This is a genomic window from Comamonas sp. Tr-654 (genome assembly GCF_011752915.1).
In the GTDB taxonomy this organism is placed as follows: Bacteria; Pseudomonadota; Gammaproteobacteria; order Burkholderiales; family Burkholderiaceae_C; genus Comamonas.
Genome location: NZ_VWWQ01000002.1, coordinates 465854 through 485827, shown reverse-complemented (window position 1 = coordinate 485827; position 19974 = coordinate 465854). Strand labels below are relative to the sequence as shown.

Annotated in this window: 17 protein-coding genes; all 17 read right to left on the bottom strand. The window is 63.2% G+C overall.

Annotated features, from left to right (window positions below; genetic code table 11):
• Nucleotides 1-56: 56 nt before the first annotated feature.
• The gene (locus tag F3J24_RS07885) at nucleotides 57-866 is read right to left on the bottom strand and encodes a cell division protein FtsQ/DivIB (RefSeq protein WP_003051290.1); all 810 of its coding nucleotides are present in this window, start codon (nucleotides 864-866) and stop codon (nucleotides 57-59) included.
• The gene (locus F3J24_RS07880) at nucleotides 863-1834 is read right to left on the bottom strand and encodes a D-alanine--D-alanine ligase (protein ID WP_167004404.1); all 972 of its coding nucleotides are present in this window, start codon (nucleotides 1832-1834) and stop codon (nucleotides 863-865) included. The genes F3J24_RS07885 and F3J24_RS07880 overlap by 4 nt, the downstream gene beginning before the upstream one ends.
• Nucleotides 1831-3264: a UDP-N-acetylmuramate--L-alanine ligase gene (gene murC, locus F3J24_RS07875; protein ID WP_167004402.1), complete on the bottom strand. Its 1434-nt coding sequence runs from the start codon at nucleotides 3262-3264 to the stop codon at nucleotides 1831-1833. The genes F3J24_RS07880 and murC overlap by 4 nt, the downstream gene beginning before the upstream one ends.
• Nucleotides 3261-4346 carry an undecaprenyldiphospho-muramoylpentapeptide beta-N-acetylglucosaminyltransferase gene (gene murG, locus F3J24_RS07870; protein WP_167004400.1) on the bottom strand — a complete coding sequence of 362 codons (1086 nt, stop codon included), beginning with the start codon at nucleotides 4344-4346 and terminating at the stop codon, nucleotides 3261-3263. The genes murC and murG overlap by 4 nt, the downstream gene beginning before the upstream one ends.
• The gene (ftsW, locus tag F3J24_RS07865; protein ID WP_003051279.1) at nucleotides 4343-5614 is read right to left on the bottom strand and encodes a putative lipid II flippase FtsW; all 1272 of its coding nucleotides are present in this window, start codon (nucleotides 5612-5614) and stop codon (nucleotides 4343-4345) included. Before ftsW ends, murG begins: the two co-directional genes overlap by 4 nt.
• Nucleotides 5611-7521, bottom strand: a complete 1911-nt coding sequence (gene murD / locus F3J24_RS07860) for a UDP-N-acetylmuramoyl-L-alanine--D-glutamate ligase (protein ID WP_167004398.1) — start codon at nucleotides 7519-7521, stop codon at nucleotides 5611-5613. The genes ftsW and murD overlap by 4 nt, the downstream gene beginning before the upstream one ends.
• Nucleotides 7522-7526: 5 nt before the next feature.
• Entirely contained in the window at nucleotides 7527-8705 is a 1179-nt protein-coding gene (gene mraY, locus F3J24_RS07855; protein WP_043006060.1) for a phospho-N-acetylmuramoyl-pentapeptide-transferase, read from the bottom strand.
• The gene (gene murF / locus F3J24_RS07850) at nucleotides 8696-10123 is read right to left on the bottom strand and encodes a UDP-N-acetylmuramoyl-tripeptide--D-alanyl-D-alanine ligase (protein WP_167004396.1); all 1428 of its coding nucleotides are present in this window, start codon (nucleotides 10121-10123) and stop codon (nucleotides 8696-8698) included. The genes mraY and murF overlap by 10 nt, the downstream gene beginning before the upstream one ends.
• Nucleotides 10120-11625, bottom strand: a complete 1506-nt coding sequence (locus F3J24_RS07845; RefSeq protein WP_167004392.1) for a UDP-N-acetylmuramoyl-L-alanyl-D-glutamate--2,6-diaminopimelate ligase — start codon at nucleotides 11623-11625, stop codon at nucleotides 10120-10122. The genes murF and F3J24_RS07845 overlap by 4 nt, the downstream gene beginning before the upstream one ends.
• Complete coding sequence (locus F3J24_RS07840; protein WP_043006065.1) at nucleotides 11622-13370, bottom strand: penicillin-binding protein 2; 1749 nt, start codon at nucleotides 13368-13370, stop codon at nucleotides 11622-11624. The genes F3J24_RS07845 and F3J24_RS07840 overlap by 4 nt, the downstream gene beginning before the upstream one ends.
• Nucleotides 13367-13648, bottom strand: coding sequence for a cell division protein FtsL (gene ftsL / locus F3J24_RS07835; RefSeq protein ID WP_043006067.1), 282 nt, complete (start codon nucleotides 13646-13648; stop codon nucleotides 13367-13369). Before ftsL ends, F3J24_RS07840 begins: the two co-directional genes overlap by 4 nt.
• Nucleotides 13649-13691: 43 nt before the next feature.
• Complete coding sequence (gene rsmH, locus F3J24_RS07830; protein ID WP_043006068.1) at nucleotides 13692-14621, bottom strand: 16S rRNA (cytosine(1402)-N(4))-methyltransferase RsmH; 930 nt, start codon at nucleotides 14619-14621, stop codon at nucleotides 13692-13694.
• Between the two features lie 9 nt (nucleotides 14622-14630).
• Nucleotides 14631-15059, bottom strand: a complete 429-nt coding sequence (gene mraZ, locus F3J24_RS07825; RefSeq protein WP_003051254.1) for a division/cell wall cluster transcriptional repressor MraZ — start codon at nucleotides 15057-15059, stop codon at nucleotides 14631-14633.
• Nucleotides 15060-15413: 354 nt separating this feature from the next.
• The gene (hslU, locus tag F3J24_RS07820) at nucleotides 15414-16733 is read right to left on the bottom strand and encodes an ATP-dependent protease ATPase subunit HslU (RefSeq protein WP_003051251.1); all 1320 of its coding nucleotides are present in this window, start codon (nucleotides 16731-16733) and stop codon (nucleotides 15414-15416) included.
• A 77-nt stretch (nucleotides 16734-16810) separates the two neighbouring features.
• Nucleotides 16811-17356 (bottom strand): ATP-dependent protease subunit HslV, encoded by a 546-nt coding sequence (gene hslV, locus F3J24_RS07815; protein ID WP_003051248.1) that lies wholly within the window; start codon nucleotides 17354-17356, stop codon nucleotides 16811-16813.
• 86 nt (nucleotides 17357-17442) lie between these two features.
• Nucleotides 17443-19170, bottom strand: coding sequence for an STAS domain-containing protein (locus F3J24_RS07810; protein ID WP_167004389.1), 1728 nt, complete (start codon nucleotides 19168-19170; stop codon nucleotides 17443-17445).
• Between the two features lie 46 nt (nucleotides 19171-19216).
• On the bottom strand, nucleotides 19217-19960 hold the full coding sequence (gene dksA, locus F3J24_RS07805) for an RNA polymerase-binding protein DksA (protein ID WP_370527724.1): 744 nt from the start codon (nucleotides 19958-19960) through the stop codon (nucleotides 19217-19219).
• Between the last annotated feature and the right edge of the window lie 14 nt (nucleotides 19961-19974).

The following is a 19974-nucleotide window of genomic DNA, read 5'->3' as shown; positions in this document are numbered from 1 at the left end:
GGTAGGTTCTGTCTTGTCTTTGTGTGCGCCTTGCATGTCTGTTCCCCTGCTCCCGCTCATCGTCTGGCCCTGGCAGCAGCTGCCGGCGCGGAGGTTCCAGTGGTCACGCCCTTGAGTCGCAAGGCATAGCCGTCTTCGTAACGCAGGTCTGCAGACTCCACTGCTGCAGCCGAGCGCTTGTATTGAGAGGTGATCTGAGGCAGCGTGCGCACGAAGCGCTGCACACGCTGCAATATGTCTTCGGTGGTGCCGCCGCCCAGTGTCAGCAGTGCATCGTTGTCCAGCACGAGCTCCCAGCTGCCACGCGCATCCAGGGTCAGGCTGTCCAGTTCCACATCGAGCGGCTTCAGTGCCGGCGCCAGTGCGTGATACATCCGCAACACACGCGGTGCCGAGCCCTCGGGGCCTTGCAGACGCGGCAACCCCTCTCGGTCCAGCTCGCCCAGATTGGCTTCGAACACTTCGCCGGCCTTGTTGACCAGGCCGGTGCCGGTCTCGGGACCCCAGAAGGCCTCGGCCACATGCTCCTTGAGCGCCACACGCAAGCCGTTCGGATACTCGCGGCGCACCTGCGCCTCTTGTACCCAGGGCACCTGCTCGAAGGCGTGCTGCGCCGCCTTCAGGTCCACCGTGAAGAAGTTGCCCTTGAGCACCGGTGCCACATTGGCACGCAGCGTCACGGCGTTGTTATGCACCAGCTCGCCTTCCACCACGATGCGGCCGATATTGAAGGCCGGAGTTCGCATCAACCACCATCCCACGGCCATCACGCACGCCGTCAAGCACCCCATGAACATCACCGTGGCAGTGATGTTCATGAGCTTGACGTCGAACGGGACGACGGCTGTGGGCTGGCTGCGGTTCATGGCTGCTCCGCTTCTCCATCCAGCGTGCTCATGGCAAGGATGCCAAGGCACAGGTTTTCGTAGCTCACGCCGGAGGCGCGCGCCGCCATGGGGACCAGAGAATGCCCGGTCATGCCAGGCGAGGTGTTGATCTCCAGCAAGAAAGGCTTGCGGTCGCTGGCGCGGATCATGATGTCGGCACGCGCCCAGCCTCGGCAGCCCAGGGTGCGGAAGGCTTTCTCCACGATGCGCTGGATCTCGGCTTCCTCGGCAGCAGGCAGGCCGCTCGGGCAGTGGTACTGCGTCGTATCGGTGAAGTACTTGTTCTGGTAGTCGTAGTTGCCTTCGGGCGCCACGATGCGGATCACCGGCAGCGCAGCGGCCTTCGCTCCCGTGCCCAGCACGGGGCAGGTGGTCTCATCGCCGGCAATGAACTGCTCGCACAGCACTTCTGCGTCGTACTGGGCCGCCAGCTCGTAGGCCCTGGCGCATTCGTCGGCGTTCGTCACCTTGGTCAGGCCGATGCTGGAGCCGTCGCGTGCAGGCTTGACGATCATGGGAGCGCCCAGGTCCTGCAATGCGGCGCGCGTGGCTTCGGCCGAATCGACCATGCGCCAGTCCGGCGTGGGCAGACCTTCAAAGCGCCAGATGCGCTTGGTCATGATCTTGTCCATGGCGATGCTGGAAGCCATCACGCCCGAACCCGTGTAAGGGATGTCCAGCAACTCCAGAGCGCCCTGCACCGTGCCGTCCTCGCCGTAGCGGCCATGCAGCGCGATGAAGCAGCGGTCAAAGCCTTGCACCTTGAGCTGGTCCAGACCCTGCTCGGCGGGGTCGAACTTGTGGGCATCGACACCCTTGGACTGCAGCGCGGCCAGCACGCCGGTGCCGGACATCAGCGAGACCTCGCGCTCGGACGAGCGCCCCCCCATGAGCACTGCGACCTTGCCCAGTGCCTTCACGTCGATATTGGTACCAAACATGCTCATTGCGCGCTCCCTGCGGGCGCAGCCGGCTCTTGTTTCTGAAGCATTTCAACCAGTTTCCCGGGCACGGCACCAATCGATCCCGCTCCCATGCACAGCAATACATCACCTGCTTGCGCATTGGCGGCGATGGATGCTGACATATCGGCAATGTTTTCCACAAATACAGGCTCAACTTTGCCGGCCACTCGCAAAGCGCGGGCCAGGGAGCGACCGTCGGCGGCCACGATGGGAGCCTCGCCTGCGGCATAGACCTCGGCCAGCAGCACGGAATCGGCGCTGCCTATGACTTTCACGAAGTCCTCGAAACAGTCCCGTGTGCGGCTGTAGCGATGCGGCTGAAACGCCAGCACCAGCCGCTGGCCCGGGAAGGCGCCGCGTGCTGCAGCCAGCGTGGCGGCCATTTCCACGGGGTGGTGACCGTAGTCGTCGATGACGGTGAACATGCCGCCATCGGCAGCCGGCAGCTCGCCATAGCGCTGGAAGCGCCGTCCCACGCCCTTGAAGCCTTCCAGGGCACGCAGCAGCGCTTCGTCGGAAATTTCGAGCTCCATGGCGACCGCCACGGCAGACAGGGCGTTGAGCACGTTGTGCTCGCCAGGCAGGCTCAGCACGACTTCGAGGTCGGGGTAGCTCTGTCCGTTCTGGCGACGCACGGTAAAGCGCATACGGCCGGCTTCGGCACGCACGTTCACGGCGCGCACCTGGGCATCTTCGGCAAAGCCGTAGGTCGTGACCGGACGGGCCAGCCTGGGCAATATCTCGCGCACGGCAGGGCTGTCGACGCAGAGAATGGCACGGCCGTAAAACGGCATGCGGTGCAGAAAGTCGACAAAAGCCTGTTTGAGACGGCCAAAGTCATGGCCGTAGGTTTCCATGTGGTCGGCGTCGATATTGGTGACGACGGCCATCACGGGCAGCAGGTTCAGGAAGGAAGCATCGGACTCGTCGGCCTCGACCACAATGTAGTCGCCGTGACCCAGCTTGGCATTCGCGCCGGCGCTGTTGAGCTTGCCACCGATCACGAAAGTGGGGTCCAGGCCGGCCTCGGCCAGCACGCTGGTCACCAGGCTGGTGGTGGTGGTCTTGCCATGCGCGCCGGCAATGGCGATGCCCTGCTTGAAGCGCATCAGCTCGGCCAGCATCAGGGCACGGGGAACCACCGGAATCTTTTTCTCGCGGGCCGCCAGAACCTCGGGGTTGTCGCCCTGCACGGCCGTGGAGGTCACCACGGCATCGGTGCCGGCGACGTTCTCGGCCGCATGACCGACAAAGGTCTTGATGCCCAGGCCAGCCAGGCGGCGCAGCGTGGCGCTGTCAGTCAGGTCGGAGCCTGAAATGGCGTAACCCAGGTTGTGCAGAACCTCTGCAATACCGCTCATGCCGGCGCCGCCAATACCGACAAAGTGAATGTGATGAATGGCGTGTTTCATGCTGCCAACTCCTCACAAGCGGCGACCACCTTCTCGGTGGCATCAGTCTTTTGCATTTTCTTCGCGAGTTCAGCGCGCTCCAACAGCGTCGCACGCTGCATATTTTGTAGCATTTCCGCCAACCCTTGGGCGCTCAGAGTACTTTGAGGCTGTAACCAACCGCCACCGGCATCCACCAGGAAGCGGGCATTGCTGGTCTGGTGGTCATCCACTGCCGCAGGGAAGGGCACATAGACGGCTGCAACCCCTACGGCGGCAATCTCGGTCACGGTGCTGGCACCGGCACGGCAGACGACGAGATCGGCATCGGCAAAAGCCTTGGCCGTGTCGTCGATGAAAGGAGTCAGCTCGGCCTGCACGCCGGCAGCCTGATAGTTGGCACGCAGCGCATCGATCTGGGCCGTACCGCTTTGGTGCAGCACCACGGGGCGCTGATCGGCAGGCATCAGGGCCAGAGCCTGGGGCACGATCTCATTGAGCGCCCTGGCTCCCAGGCTGCCGCCCACGACCAGCAGCTTGAGCGGGCCGCTGCGACCGGCAAAGCGCTGGGCCGGCTCGGCCTGCTCCAGAAACGCCTGACGCAGCGGGTTGCCTACCCATTCGCCCTTGGCAAACACCTTGGGGAAAGCAGTGAACACACGCCTGGCCACCTTGGCCACGACCTTGTTGGCCATGCCGGCCACGGAGTTCTGCTCGTGCAGCACCACGGGCACGCCGGACAGCGCGGCCATCAGGCCTCCGGGCACGGTGAGATAACCGCCCAGGCCGATGACCACATCGGGCTGCACGCGCCTGATGACGCTGCGCGCCTGTGCAAAGGCCTTGGCGAGCTTGAAGGGCAGCTGCAGCAATGTCTTGACGCCCTTGCCGCGCACGCCGCCGAACTCGATGGTCTCCAGTGCAAAGCCCTGCGGCGGCACGATGCGCGACTCCATGGAGCCCGGCGCGCCCAGCCAGTGCACATTCCAGCCGCGTGCGCGCAGCTCCTGCGCCACGGCCAGCCCGGGGAAGATATGGCCGCCGGTTCCGCCGGCGATCACCAGCGCGGTGCGCTGCCTGTTTTGCTGAACGGGAAGTGTCATGCGTGACCTCCCTTCATCAGCAGCTTGTTTTCGTAATCGACTCGGAGCACCACAGCTATCGCAATCAAATTCATCAAAATGGCCGAACCGCCAAAACTCATCAACGGCAGAGTCAGGCCTTTGGTTGGCAGGGCGCCCAGATTCACGCCCATGTTGATAAAGGCCTGGAAGCCCATCCAGATCGCCACGCCCTCCGCCACCAGGCCCGCAAAGACACGGTCCAGCGCGATGGCCTGACGGCCGATCAGCATGATGCGGCGGGTCAGCCAGAAGAAGACTGCCGCAATCAGCAGCAGACCGACCAGACCGAACTCCTCGCCGATCACGGCCAGCAGGAAGTCGGTATGCGCTTCGGGCAGCCAGTGCAGTTTTTCCACGCTGCGTCCCAGGCCCACGCCAAAGATCTCGCCCCGCCCGATGGCGATCAGCGCATGCGAGAGCTGGTAGCCCTTGCCCAGCGCATGCTTTTCATCCCAGGGATCGAGGTAGGCAAAAATACGTTCGCGGCGCCACTCCGAGGTGGCGATGATCATGCCGAAGGCCAGCACCACCAGCAGCGCGATGATGAAGAACATGCGTGCATTCACGCCGCCCAGGAACAGAATGCCCATGGAGATCACGACGATCACCATGAAGGCCCCCATGTCGGGCTCGGCCAGCAGCAGCACCCCCACCACGACCACGGCCAGACCCATGGGCAGCACGGCGCGGAAGAAGCGCTCCTTGACCTCCATCTTGCGAACCATGTAGTCGGCCGCATAGATCAGGATGGAGAACTTGGCCAGCTCCGAAGGCTGGAAGTTCATGATGCCCAGCGACAGCCAGCGACGCGCGCCGTTGACCACCGTGCCCACATGCGGAATCAGCACCGCCACCAGCAGCACGATGGAGATCAGGAATAGCTTGCGTGCCACCTTCTCCCAGACATTCATGGGCACCTGGAAGGCCAGCAGCGCGGCCACAAAGGCCATGCCTATGGACATGGTGTGGCGCAGCAGGAAGTGATAGGGCTCGATCTTGCCGAAGCGCGGGTTGTCGGGCATCGCGATCGATGCCGAATACACCATGACCAGACTCCAGGACAGCAAGGCGATGACGACCCAGATCAGAGCCTGGTCCAGCCCCAGGACGCTGGCTGGCGTGCGGGTCGGACGGTCGTACACGGGCCCGCCCACGCGCACCGGCAGCACGTCGATGGGCTTGTCCCCGACCGTGCGAAACCACGAGCGCATGCGGCCGGAGAGGCTGGTCATGAAGGCGGCTGTCATGCGCCGTCCTCCAGTTGCTGGCCGGCTTCAAGCGCCAGCTCGCGCACCGCTTCCACAAACTGGTGGGCGCGGTCCGCGTAGTCCTTGAACATATCCATGCTTGCGCAGGCCGGCGAGAGCAACACTGCATCGCTGGCATGGGCCAGACGCGCGGCCTGCTGCACGGCGTCCTGCATGGTGGCGGCATCGACCAGGGTCACGCCGGTGTCGCCCAGGGCCTCGCGAATCTGTGGCGCGTCCTGACCGATCAGCACGGCCGCGCGCACATAGCGCGAAACGGGAGCAGCCAGCGGCGTGAAGTCCTGGCCCTTGCCCAGACCGCCCAGAATCACCACGATGCGGTGGTCCGGCCCCAGGCCCATGAGGGCGGCCACGGTGGCGCCCACATTCGTGCCCTTGCTGTCGTCAAAGTATTCGACATCGTCCACCCGGCCCACAGGCTGCACGCGGTGGGGCTCGCCCCGGTATTCGCGCAGGCCGTAGAGCAGCGGTGCCAGCGTGCATCCCGCCCCGGTCGCCAGCGCCAGGGCCGACAGTGCATTGATGGCGTTGTGGCGGCCGCGGATGCGCAGCGCATCGGCGGGCATCAGGCGCACGATGTGCAGATCGTCGACGTTCTTGCCCTTGCTGGTTTCGTCGGCCTCGTGGGCGCGCACCAGCCAGGTCATTCCGTTGACCACCTCCAGACCGAAGTCGCCGGGGCGGCGCGGCATGTCGCCGCCAAAGGTGACATGGGCGCGCTGGAAAGTCTTGCCGCGCTTGCCGGGCACCGCCACGGGCGCGGGCAGCATGGCCATGACGACGGGATCTTCGCGGTTGAGGACCATCAGAGCCTGCTCGCCAAAGACATGGGCCTTGGCATCGGCATAAGCCTGCATGCCGCCATGCCAGTCCAGATGGTCCTGGGTGATATTGAGCACCGTGGCCGCCGTGGGCTCGAAGCCGTGGCAGTCATCGAGCTGGAAGCTGGACAGCTCCAGCACCCAGGCCTGGGGCAGAGTCTCGGCATCGATGCGCCCTGACAGGGTGTCGAGCAGCGTGGGACCGATATTTCCGGCCACGCCCACGCTCAATCCGCCATGCTCCAGCAGTTGCCCGGTCAGCGAGGTGACCGTGGTCTTGCCGTTGGTACCGGTAATGCCCAGCACCTTAGGCGCATAGCCGTGGGCTTCGCGCAGGCCCTTGAGGGCAAAGGCAAACAGATCGAGTTCGCCGCCCGTGGGCAGGCCGATGCTGCGCGCGGCATTGAAGACCGGCGCCACGCTGGCCGGGCTCAGGCCGGGCGAACGATAGACGGAGCTCAGGCTCTGGCCATCGACCAGGGCCGCCGTGAATGCGCCGGCGACAAAGCGCACGCCGGGCAGCTCGGTCTGCAGCGCAGACAGATAAGGCGGGGCTTCGCGCGTGTCTGCCACCGTGACCTCGGCACCGGCACGCACGCACCAGCGCGCCATGGCAATGCCCGAGATGCCCAGACCCAGAATCAGCACGCGCTGCCCCTGCAGATGCTGGGCCGCGCCTTGCGGCCAATGCATGGGGACAGGCGGCAGTTCCACCGCCTCCTGCTGCTCGGCTTCGGGCTGCGGCTCGGCGGCAGTCACTTCGGCGTCGGCTGCGTCGGAGATGCTGGGATCGGCAAAGATCTGTGCCACAAAGGCGGCCGCATCCCTGGCAGCCGTCAAGGTGGAGATATCGGGCACCAGCTCGGCATCCAGCGTCTTGGCGATGATGGCAGGCGCTTCTATTTCAGGAGCTTCTTGCGCTTGCTCCTGATTCATTTCAGACATATTTTCATCTGAAATGCCTTGCAGATCAGCGGTAGACGCTCGTGTTTGCATAGCATCCACTCCCGCATCCGTATCCGGCTGCAGAACCTGATCGTCGAGCTTGAGGTCTTCGGCTTGCATGGCGACTACCTCAGCTTCAGGGTGGACAGGCCCAGCAGGCACAGCAGCATGGTGATGATCCAGAAGCGGATCACGACCTGGGTCTCCTTCCAGCCGCTCTTTTCAAAGTGGTGGTGCAGCGGCGCCATCTTCAGCAGACGACGGCCCTCGCCATAGCGCTTCTTGGTGTACTTGAAGTAAGTCACCTGCAGCATCACCGAGATGGCTTCTGCCACAAAGATGCCGCCCATCACGGCCAGCACGATTTCCTGGCGCACGATCACGGCAATCGTGCCCAGAGCGGCGCCCAGCGCCAGTGCGCCCACGTCGCCCATGAAGACCTGGGCGGGATGTGCATTGAACCAGAGAAAAGCCAGACCGGCGCCCGCCATGGCGCCGCAGAACACCATCAGCTCGCCCGTGCCGGGGATGCTGGGAAACAGCAGATAGCGCGCATAGGTGGCATTGCCGGTCACATAGGCGAAGATGCCCAGGGCCGTGCCGACCATGATGACGGGCATGATGGCCAGGCCATCGAGGCCGTCGGTCAGGTTCACGGCATTGCTGGCGCCCACGATGACCAGATAGGTCATGACGATGAAGCCCAGCACGCCCAGCGGGTAGCTGACCTCCTTGAAGAAAGGCACCATCAGGCCGGCCTTGGGGGGCAAGTCCATGGAAAAGCCCGACTGCACCCAGGAGATGAACAGGCCGAAAACCTCGGCGTTGTTGTTCTCGGAAATGCAGAACACCAGATACAGAGCGGCCAGCAGGCCGATGACCGACTGCCAGAAATACTTCTCGCCCGAGCGCATGCCCTCGGGGTCTTTGTTGACGACCTTGCGCCAGTCGTCCACCCAGCCAATCGCACCGAAGCCCAGCGTGACCAGCAGCACGATCCAGACAAAGCGGTTGGACAGGTCAAACCACAGCAGGGTGGATACGGCAATCGAGAACAGAATCAGCACGCCGCCCATGGTGGGCGTGCCGCTTTTGACCAGATGGGTCTCCATGCCGTAGCCGCGCACGGGCTGACCGATCTTGAGTGCGGTCAGCATGCGAATCGCCCTGGGGCCGACGATCAGGCCGATCAGCAAGGCGGTGACGGCGGCCAGCACGGCACGCAGCGTCAGGTATTGAAAGACGCGCAGAAAGCCGAAATCCGGCGAAAGCCCTTGCAACCATTGAGCCAGCATCAGCAGCATGCGGCCTCCCCGCAGTTGCCCTGCTTGTTGTCTGCGCAGGCTTCAACGCTCTGCACCACTTGCTCCATCTTCATGAACCGCGAACCCTTGACCAAAACGCTACCTACCTTGGGTAAAACTGCGCACACCGCCTGCTGAAGGGCGGCCATGCTCTCAAAATGCCTAGCACCACTGCCAAAGGCAGAGGCCGCAAACGCGCTTTGCTCGCCCAGAGCAAAGACCTGGGCAATCCCGGACTGCCTGGCCAGCGCACCGGCTTCGGCATGGAACTGCGGGCCGTTGTCGCCGACCTCGCCCATATCGCCCAGCACCAGCAACTGCGGCGCAGGCAACTCGGCGAGCACCGCAATGGCGGCGGCAACCGAGTCGGGGTTGGCGTTATAGGTATCGTCAACCACCGTGACGCCTTGGCCATTGATCTGCACGGCCAGCGCGCGCGAGCGACCGGTCACGGGCTCGAAGCAGGACAGTCCCTGCGCAATAGCCGCCAGAGACACGCCGGCGGCATGGGCACAGGCAGCCGCAGCCAACGCGTTGCGCACGTTGTGGCGGCCGGCAATATGCAACTGCACGGCGGCCACGCCTTGCGGCGTGTTCAGTGCAAAGCTCCAGGCGCCGTCGGCCCAGACCACATCGCTGGCAAAAACCTGGGCGCCAGCCGCGGCCTCGCCAAACATCAGGCAGGGGCGGCCGGCGGCCAGCTCCGTCCACAGCGGCGTGTACGTATCGCCAGCGGGGAAGATGGCCACGCCGTCACGGGGCAGAAAGCCCAGCACCGAGCCGTTCTCACGCGCCACGGCTTCCACCGTACCCATGAACTCCTGGTGTTCGCGCTGGGCATTGTTGACCAGGGCCACCGTGGGCTGGCCGATGGCGGCCAGCTCGGCGATCTCGCCCGGGTGGTTCATGCCCATCTCCAGCACCGCAATGCGATGCGCACCCGTCATGCGCAGCAGGTTCAGCGGCATGCCGATGGAGTTGTTGAAATTGCCGCGCGTGGCCAGCGCTGCCTCGCCTTGCCCGCCCACGTGCGCGCGCAGGATGGAGGCAATCATCTGCGTGACCGTGGTCTTGCCATTGCTGCCGGTCACGGCAATCAGCGGCAGATCGAACTGCGCACGCCAGGCCCGCGCCAGCGCACCCAGCGCCAGCAGGGTGTCCGGCACTTCGATGCCGGCCATGCCTGCGGCTTCCAGTCCGTGGCTGGCAACGGCAGCCACGGCGCCTGCGGCCTGCGCCTGGGACAGAAAATCATGGGCGTCAAAACGCTCGCCCTTCAGTGCCACGAACAAGTCCCCGTCCTGCAGCGTGCGCGTATCGGTGTGCACGCGAGCCAGCTCTAGCTGGCCGTTGCCGACCAGGCGGGCTTGGGGAATATGCGTCTGGATCAGCTCCAGCGCTTTTGCCAGGGTCATCATGACCGAATCTTTCCTTCGCGGGCTGCGAGCGCCTTGTGCGCCTCAGCCATGTCGGAGAACGGATGGCGCACGCCCTTCGTCTCCTGATAGTCCTCATGTCCCTTGCCGGCAATCAGCACCACATCGCGCGCATCGGCATGGGCAATGGCTTGGGCAATGGCCGCCGCGCGGTCGGCCTGAACATGCAATGTCTCGCCCGCCTGCATGCCGGCCAGAATCTGGTCGATGATGCTTTCGGGCACTTCACTGCGCGGGTTGTCGCTGGTGACGAAAACGCCGTCGGCACTTGCCTGGGCGGCCTGTCCCATCAACGGGCGCTTGCTGTTGTCCCTGTCGCCGCCGCAGCCGAACACGCACCACAGCTTGCCCTGGCGCTGCCGGGCGGCAGGCTGCAGGGCGCGCAAGGCCTTCTCCAGCGCATCGGGCGTATGGGCATAGTCAACGGCCACCAGAGGCTGGCCGGGCTTGACGATCTGCTCCATGCGACCGGGCACCGGTTCCAGATGGGCGCAGGCAGCCACAGCCTCTTCCAACGTCAGGCCCAGGCAACGCAGCGCGGCCAGCACCCCGAGCAGGTTGGAGACGTTGTACTGACCGACCAGACGCGTATTCATGCGCAGGCTGTGACCGGCTTCCAGCACGGTAAAGCTCAGGCCCTCGTCGCCCAGACCGATGTCCTTGGCCTGCAGGCGCGCCGGCCCCTGGATGGAGACACTCCACACATCCATTTCGCGACCTTGCAGCCTGGCCCAGAGTCTGGCGCCATGTGCGTCATCGATATTGACCACGGCCGCCGGCAGGCCGGGCCAGTCGAACAGCTGGGCCTTGGCCTGCCAGTAGGCATCCATGCTGCCGTGGTAGTCCAGGTGGTCCTGCGTGAAATTGGTGAACAGCGCCACGCGAATCTTGCTGCCGTCCAGACGGTGCTCGACGATGCCGATAGACGAAGCCTCGATGGCGCAGGCTGCGAGACCCTGGTCGGCGTAGCTGCGGAACACGCGCTGCAGCAGCACCGGATCCGGCGTGGTCATGCCCGTCGACTCCAGTGCAGGCGGCACGCCCACACCCAGGGTGCCGACCAACGCGCAACCGGTGCGCCTGTTCAACGTCACTTTCGAGAGCGCATGCGCCAGCCACCAGGCGGTGGTGGTCTTGCCATTGGTACCGGTCACGGCCAGCACGTCGAGCTCGCCACTGGGATGCGCAAACCATTGGTCGGCAATCAGGCCGGTCGCGGCTTTCAGCCCCTTGAGCGCGGCAATGCGGTCGCCGCTCAGATCAAAGGCCTGCAGGCCATCGGCCTCCACCAGCACGGCAGCAGCGCCCTGGGCCAGGGCCTGGCCCACATAGGCCCGACCATCGGTGGCAGCACCGGGCCAGGCGACAAAGGCATCGCCGGCCTTGACCTTGCGGCTATCGGTCTGCAGCTCACCCTGTACGCGGCTGCGCAGCCAGGCGACGGCCTCGGCTGCATTGTTCAGAAGTTGAATGGGGGTGCTCATAGCACAGGCTCCTCAGCGGGTGCAGCCACGATCTGAGGCTTGACTTCCTTGTCGGGCTGAACGCCCATGAAACGCAATGTCTGCTGGACCACATCCGCAAACACGGGACCGGCCACGGTGCCGCCGTAGTAGGAACCGGCCGTAGGCTCGTCCACCATCACGGCCACGATGATGCGCGGCTTGTCGATGGGGGCGATGCCCGTGAACCAGGCGCGGTACTTGCCCGCGGCATAGCTCTTGCCCACCTGCTTGCGGGCAGTGCCCGATTTGCCGCCAATGGTGTAGCCCTCGGCCTGGGCCTTCTGGCCGGTACCGCCAGGGCCTGCAGCCATGCGCAGCATGTGCAGCACCGCCTCGGCGTTTTCCTTGGAGATCACGCGCACGCCCACGGGTGGCTCGGTCGTTTTCAGAATCGTCGAGGGAATGACGTTGCCCTCGTTGGAGAACACGGTGTAGGAGCGCGCCATCTGGAACAGCGAGGCCGACAGGCCATAGCCATAGGACATGGTGGCCTGCTCGATGGGCTTCCAGGTCTTCCAGGCACGCAGACGACCCGAGACTGCGCCCGGGAACTGAATCTGCGGCTTCTGACCAAAGCCCAGAGCGCTGAAGTACTCCCACATCTCCTGGGGCGACAGCCTTTGCGCGACCTTGGTTGCCCCCACGTTGCTGGACTTCTGAATCACGCCCTCCACCGTCAGCGCGCCGTAGTTGTGCGTGTCGGTGATGGTGGAGCCCGTCACCGTATAACGGCCGGGTGAGGTATCGATGATGGTGGACGGCTTGACGCGCTTGAGCTCCAGTGCCGTGGCAATGGTGATGGGCTTCATGGTCGAGCCAGGCTCGAAGGTGTCGGTCAGCGCGCGATTGCGCAGCTGCTCGCCCGTCAGGTTCTTGCGGTGACCGGGGTCATAGCTGGGATAGTTCGCCAGGGCCAGCAGCTCGCCGGTGTGCGCATCCATCACCACCACGCTGCCGGCCTTGGCCTTTTGCGACTCCACCTGCTGCTTGAGCTTCTGGTAGGCGTAGTACTGAACCTTGCTGTCGATGGACAGCTGAATGTCCTGACCGTCCTGGGGCGGCACTTCCTCGCCCACGCCTTCGACCACACGGCCCAGGCGGTCCTTGATCACGCGACGCGAACCGGGCCGCCCCGCCAGTTCCTTGTCAAAGGCCAGCTCCATGCCTTCCTGACCATGGTCTTCCACATTGGTGAAGCCCACGATATGCGCCGCCGACTCGCCTTCGGGATACTGGCGCTTGTATTCCTTGCGGTTGTAGATGCCCTTGATATTGAGCGCCACGATCTTCTGGCCCACGTCCCAGTCCAGCTGACGCTTGACCCAGACAAAGGTCTTGTCCTCGACATCCAGCTTCTCCATCAGGGAGCGCAGCGGCATGTCCATGAGACGCGCCACTTCCTTGAGCTTTTGCTGCACGTCGGGATCCTTCAGATCCACGTCTTCCGGAATGGCCCAGATGCTGGCCGCCGGCACGCTTGAGGCAAGGATCAGGCCATTGCGGTCCAGCAAACGGCCACGGTTGGCCGGCAGCTCCAGCGTACGCGCAAAGCGCACCAGACCCTGGCGCTTGAAGAAGTCGTTGCCGAACACCTGCACATAGGCTGCACGCGCGCCCAGACCCACAAAACCCAGCGCCAGCGCAGCCACGATGAACTTGCTGCGCCACAGCGGCGTCTTGGAGGCCAGCAGTGGACTGGTGGTGTAGAGCACGCTGCGTGTCATCGCGCCGCTCCCGCTGCAGATTCCTGCACATACTGGGTGATCGCGGGCGAGGCGGGCTTCATCTGCAGCTTTTCGCGCGCCATGGTCTCTATGCGCTGAGGCGTGGCCTGAGCACGCTTTTCCACTTGCAGGCGCAGCTGGTCGGTCGCCAGACGACGCGCCTCTGCCTCGGCGCGGTCCAGCTCGGTGAACAGGCGACGCGACTCATACTGGGTATGCACCAGAAAAATGGCGCTGGTCATGACCGCCAGCAGCAGCAGCAGGTTTATGCGCAGCATGGCAGCCCTCCCGCAGCCATGCTCGTGACGGCATGGCGATGCATCATGCAGGCACCTCGGTGCGCTCGGCGACGCGCATCACCGCAGAGCGCGAGCGCGGATTGGCATCCACCTCGGCAGCACTGGGCTTGATGCGCTCCAGCGCCTTCAGCCGCATCGGTGTAGGGGGAGCAAACGGCGCGCGGCGGTCGTAGACCTCCTTGGAATGCTTGGCAATGAACTGCTTGACGATGCGATCTTCCAGCGAGTGGAAGCTGATCACGGCCAGGCGGCCGCCTGGCGCCAGCACGCGCAGACTGGCCTCTAGCGCTTGCTCAAGCTCCTGAAGTTCGGCATTGATGAAAATCCGAAGAGCCTGGAAGGTCCGTGTTGCCGGGTTCTGCCCAGCCTCGCGGGTCTTGACCGCGCCAGCCACGAGTTGGGCCAGCTCGGCAGTGGTGCGTAATGGGCCCTGGCTCTCGCGCCTAGCAACAATCGCCTTTGCAATGGGGCCAGCAAACCGTTCTTCGCCGTAGTCACGTATCACCTCCGCAATCTGCTGCACTTCTGCGTCTTCAAGCCACTCGGCAACGCTTTGACCACGCGTGGTGTCCATGCGCATGTCGAGGGGGCCATCAAAGCGGAAGCTGAAGCCCCGGTCCGGGTTGTCGATCTGGGGCGAGCTCACGCCTAGGTCCATCAACACCCCTTGCACACTGCCTTCTGGCAGTTCGCTTAGATGACGAAATCCTTCATGCCGAATCGAAAAACGCGCATCGGTGATGCGCGCCGCCTCAGCAATTGCGTCCGGGTCTTTGTCGAACGCAATCAGACGCCCGTCCGGCCCCAGCCTTCGCAAAATGAGCCGGGAATGACCGCCCCGACCGAACGTCGCATCGACCCACTGGCCGGCAGGCGGCTCAGCGGCACCACCCAGCAGGGCGTCCACGGCCTCGTCCAGCAAGACGGTGATATGTTGCAACGGCTGATTCACAAGCACTTCCTACAAAACAAAATCCTGGAAAGCCGCCGGCATCGGTTGCTGGCGCGCTTCCGCTTCGCGCATTTCGTAAGTGGCCTTGTCCCAGACCTCGAAATGCGCCCCCATGCCCAGCATCAAGACCTCTTTGGTCAGACCTGTGGCCTCACGCAACTCGGGCGAAATCAGCAGCCGACCGGTCGCATCCATCTCCGCATCCATGGCATTGCCCAGAAAAATCCGCTTCCACCACTGAGCCGTAATGGGCAGTTGCGCGACACGCTCGCGAAACTGCAGCCACTCGGGGCGCGGAAAAAGCAACAGACAGCCATCGGGATGCTTGGTGAAAGTGACCTGCCCCTCAGCCAAGGACAAAAGGGCGTCACGATGCCGGGTCGGCACTGAAAGCCGCCCCTTTCCATCGAGATTCAGCGAAGACGCCCCTTGAAACACGGCTGGTTACTCCGGTCATCTGGAGCCACTCACTCCCAAAAATGGGGCGCGAGGGCAGCTTTCACCACTTAATTGCACTTTTTTGCACTGTAGCAGCAATTTCAGGTGATTCCAAACCCGAAGGAACAATTATTTGCAATGAAATCAAGCACTTAGAGAGAAAAAGAAAAGCCTTATTTCGAAAATACCTTTCCTTTACAAGCACTTAGCAAAGTCAATGCAAGTGGACTCTCATTAGGTGACGTCAATTGCAACCATTCAATTCAATGGAAAGAACTGATCGAAGTCTCGACCTTCTCCTACAAATGCAAACTGCCCGCACAGGCGGGCAGCTGGTTTCAAGCGCTGCGTTCCTCAAAGAATGAAGCGCGACAGATCCTCATCCTTGCTCAGCACCTGCAGGCGCTGATCGACATAGGCGGCATCAATGACCACGGTCTGACCCGAAAGCTTGGCCGCATCGAAGCTGACTTCGTCAAGCAGACGCTCCATCACGGTGGACAGGCGCCGCGCACCGATGTTCTCGGTACTCTCGTTGACGTCAAAGGCAATCGTCGCCAGACGCGTGATGCCCTCGGGCTTGAACTCCAGGGTCACGCCTTCGGTCGCCAGCAGCGCCTGGTATTGCTTGACCAGGGAGGCGTGAGTCTGCATGAGAATCGCCTCGAAGTCCTGAACCGACAGAGATTCCAGTTCCACGCGAATGGGAAAGCGCCCCTGCAGCTCGGGAATCAGGTCGCTGGGCTTGGACAGATGGAAAGCGCCCGAAGCGATGAACAGAATGTGATCGGTCTTGACCACCCCGTACTTGGTCGAGACGCTGGTGCCCTCGACCAGGGGCAGCAGATCGCGCTGCACGCCCTGGCGCGAGACGTCGGAGCCGCTGGTTTCCTGGCGCGTCGCCACCTTGTCGATTTCATCGATGAAGACAATGCCGTTTTGCTCGGCATTGGCGATGGCGCGGGTCTTGACGTCTTCCTCGTTGACCATCTTGGCCGCTTCCTCATCGGTCAGCAGCTTCAAGGCCTCGGCGATCTTGAGCTTGCGCGTCTTGCGCTTTTCCTGGCCCATGTGGCTGAACATGCCGCGCAGCTGCTCGGCCATCTCCTCCATGCCCTGGGGGCCCATGATCTGCACCTGAGGCATCTGCTCGGCGATGTCGATCTCGATTTCCTTGTCGTCAAGCTGACCTTCGCGCAGCTTCTTGCGGAAAACCTGGCGCGCCGTGTTGTCGGCCGGTACTTCGCCGGTGCGGGCCTGGGGGATCAGTACATCGAGAATGCGCTCCTCGGCGGCATCTTCGGCGCGAGCACGCATCTTCTTCATGTCCGACTCGCGCGTCTGCTTGACAGCAACCTCGGCCAGATCGCGGATGATCGCGTCCACATCCTTGCCCACATAGCCCACTTCGGTGAACTTGGTCGCCTCGACCTTGATGAAGGGCGCATCGGCAAGCTTTGCCAGGCGGCGTGCGATCTCCGTCTTGCCCACGCCCGTGGGGCCGATCATCAGAATGTTCTTGGGCGTGATTTCCTGGCGCAGGCCCTCGGGCACCTGCTGGCGGCGCCAGCGATTGCGCAAGGCAATCGACACCGCACGCTTGGCACCATGCTGGCCGACGATGTGCTTGTCCAGCTCGGAGACGATCTCCTGGGGAGTCATGGCAGAAGACATGTGAATTCTCAATCAAATATGCCTCTAGCGCCCATCCATAAAGCGCCAGCAGCTATCAATTCGGATAGTCGAGGTGCTTACAGCGTCTCGATCGTGTGATTCATATTGGTGTAGATGCACAGCTCGCCGGCAATCGCCAGGGATTTGCGAACCACATCCTCAGCCGACAGCTCGGTATTGTTCAGCAAGGCCTTGGCGGCAGAATGCGCATAGGCGCCGCCGGAGCCGATGGCCACGATGCCCTGTTCGGGCTCCAGAACGTCGCCATTGCCGGTGATGATGAGGGAGGTCGTTGCATCGGCCACTGCCAGCATGGCTTCGAGCTTGCGCAGCACACGGTCGGTACGCCACTCCTTGGTCAGCTCGATCGCGGCACGGGTCAGATTGCCCTGGTGTTTTTCCAGCTTGGCCTCGAAGCGCTCGAACAGCGTGAAGGCATCTGCGGTGGCCCCCGCAAAACCCGCCAGCACCTTGCCGTGATAGAGCTTGCGCACCTTGCGCGCCGTGCCCTTGATAACGATATTGCCCAATGTGACCTGACCATCACCGCCGATGGCGACTTGCACGCCCTCGGGAGTCTGGCGGCGCACGCTCAAAATGGTGGTGCCGTGAAACTGTTCCATCTGCTGTAGATGGGGGCTGCCTGCGGCAACCTCAAGAGCGTCAGGAAAAGAAATTGCGGGGCACGCTGCAAAGCGGCTCGAGGGGATTAATCCCGCCTTGGAAGTACCTGGGCGTGTTCCTGAATGCCCACAACATTGAAGAACACCGCCAGCAGCTGATGCAGCTGACTGAACTGCAGCACATGACCCAGCTCCTGCATCTGAGCCGACCAGTTCAGCACCGAGCCGGCGGCCGCAAAATCCATGCGCACCAGACGCGTACAGTCAATCGCGATGGCTTCGCCAAGCTTGGCCTTCTCCTGCACTTCGGCCAGCCAGGGCAATGCGTCGCCGTCGATCACGCCTTGCAGCGCAAAACGTGGCTTGTGCTCTTTCCACAGCATGCCGGGCTGAAGCGTATCCGGCCCCAGAAGCCGGCTGTCCTGGGCGCGCTGGTTCTGCGCCTGCCCTTCGTTCGCATACGTGCATAGCGGATCTTCCCAGGAGGGAGGCGACAACTCGTAGGTCACACAGTAGTCGAGCGCCGTCAGCTCAAATTCGTCCTGCAGATGCATCAGGCGCTGCATGGCCAGACGCAAATACCACCAGTCCTGATCGACAGAGCGGTCGCCAGACGGGGTGTGCTTGCTGAGCACCGCCAGCAATCTCTCGTGACCGGCAAAAACCAGAGATCCTTTTTCGCCGGCCCAGCGCTGCGCCGCATCCAGCAACGGTTTCTGGACGCCGGAGCCAAAGCCTTCCAGAGCGCTCCAGTCCATGACTGCACCGCCGACACTGCGCGCCTTGTTGGCCAGCAAGGCCTTGAAGCCGGATTCGTCCAGCTGCACCGGCGCCTGCCAGCGCAGGCCGGTCGACGCTGCTGCGGTATCCGACAGGGTTTCGCTGAGGCGGCCCGCCTGCTGCGGCATCACAAACCACTGCGGAGCGGAGCGACCGAAGCGCGCCACGAAGTCCATGGCCGCGTCTTCGAACCGGGCCTGCATGCCGGCCGCACGGTACATGTCCAGCAAGGCCAGCCAGACCTGCAGCTGCGCCGGCGTATCCTGGGCGCGCTCGGCAATCAAGGCCTTGAGACAGGCCTCTGCCGCAGCGTTATCACCACTGGCAAACACAATCGCGGCATCCTCCAGCGCGGCGTCATGCTCGAAGCGCGCAAAGGATGGCGGCACCATATTGATATCGGTCGGGGCTGAAACCTCGGTCGTCGCAAACCCCGGGGAAAAATCCGTCTCGCCACGCAGGCCAGGCATGCCCGCCGGAAGGCCCTGCCCGCTCGACGGCGGCAGCTTGAGGTCGCTGGGCAACACATCCTGCAGCAAAGGCAGGGTGCTGATCGAAGGCGGCTGGGTCTTGAACACCGAAGGCATGGTGTTCCCCGCCTCGGGTAGCTGCAGCGGCATGGTCGCGGCATCAGCAGCCTGCTTGCCGCGCCACCATTGCTGGGCCATCTGCGCTTCGATCTCGTCGATCTTCTTGATGGTCTCCGCGCGCTCGCCGGGCACGGAGCTTTGGGCGGTATGCAAAAAAGAGGACGCAGCCATTGGCGTTGGTGTATCGAGGGGTACCCTGGCGCTCAGCGCCGCCTTGGACAACTGGGCCTGACGCAGCTTGCGCAGCTGCTCAAACTCGCGCTTGCGCACAAAGTCGTTCTGGCGCTTGCGCTCCAGCATTTCCTTGAGCGCCTGCTTGCTGTACTGGCTTTCTTCGCTGTCCTGGTTGAGATTCTCCAAATCGGACCAGTTCACGGTCGGGTGACGCACAAAACGCGCCACCTTGGACAGCAGCCCTCCCGATTTGTTTTCTTCTTTCACCATGGTCCTCTAGTTTGCTGCCTGCTGCCCCACCAACACCTGACGCAGATCAATCGCCGTACATCTTCTGCTTGAGCTCACGGCGCTGCTGGGCTTCCAGCGACAGTGTAGCCGTGGGACGCGCCAGCAGTCGACCGACGCCGATGGGCTCGCCAGTTTCATCGCAGTAGCCGTAGTCGCCGGCATCAATGCGAGCGATGGACTGATCGATCTTCTTGAGCAGCTTGCGCTCGCGGTCGCGGGTGCGCAGCTCGAGAGCATGCTCTTCCTCAATGGTCGCGCGATCGGCGGGATCGGGTACGACCACAGTGTCTTCACGCAGGTTTTCTGCGGTTTCACCGGCATTCACATGCATGTCGTTCTTGAGCGCGACCAGCTTGCGACGGAAGTACGCCAGCTGTGCATCGTTCATGTAATCGTCATCGGACATGGCCAGCACTTCAGCATCGGTCAGCTCCTCTACCGACTTGGTCTTCCAGGCGTTGGCCAGCTTGGGGTCTTTCTTGGGCACAGCTTGCTTTGTGTTGGTCATTGCTTTCGTATCTCTCATGGTTGCCGCTGCCTTGGCTGCCGAAGCGGCCACGGGCGGAACATCTGTTTCAGGCTGCCGCGCAGGAGGCGATGCAGAACGCTTGGATCTGGACGATTTGGAAGAGTTTTCCGTTGCTGCAGGTGCCAGCACCGGGTTGTCCAACGCGGCGTCCACCAAAGAGGTCTCGACGCTGCGGGCGTGCACAGCCGCTGCCGCAGTCTTGACTGCGGCCTTGGGCGGTTTACTTTTCACAGCGGTCACGTCCTGTCTCCTTA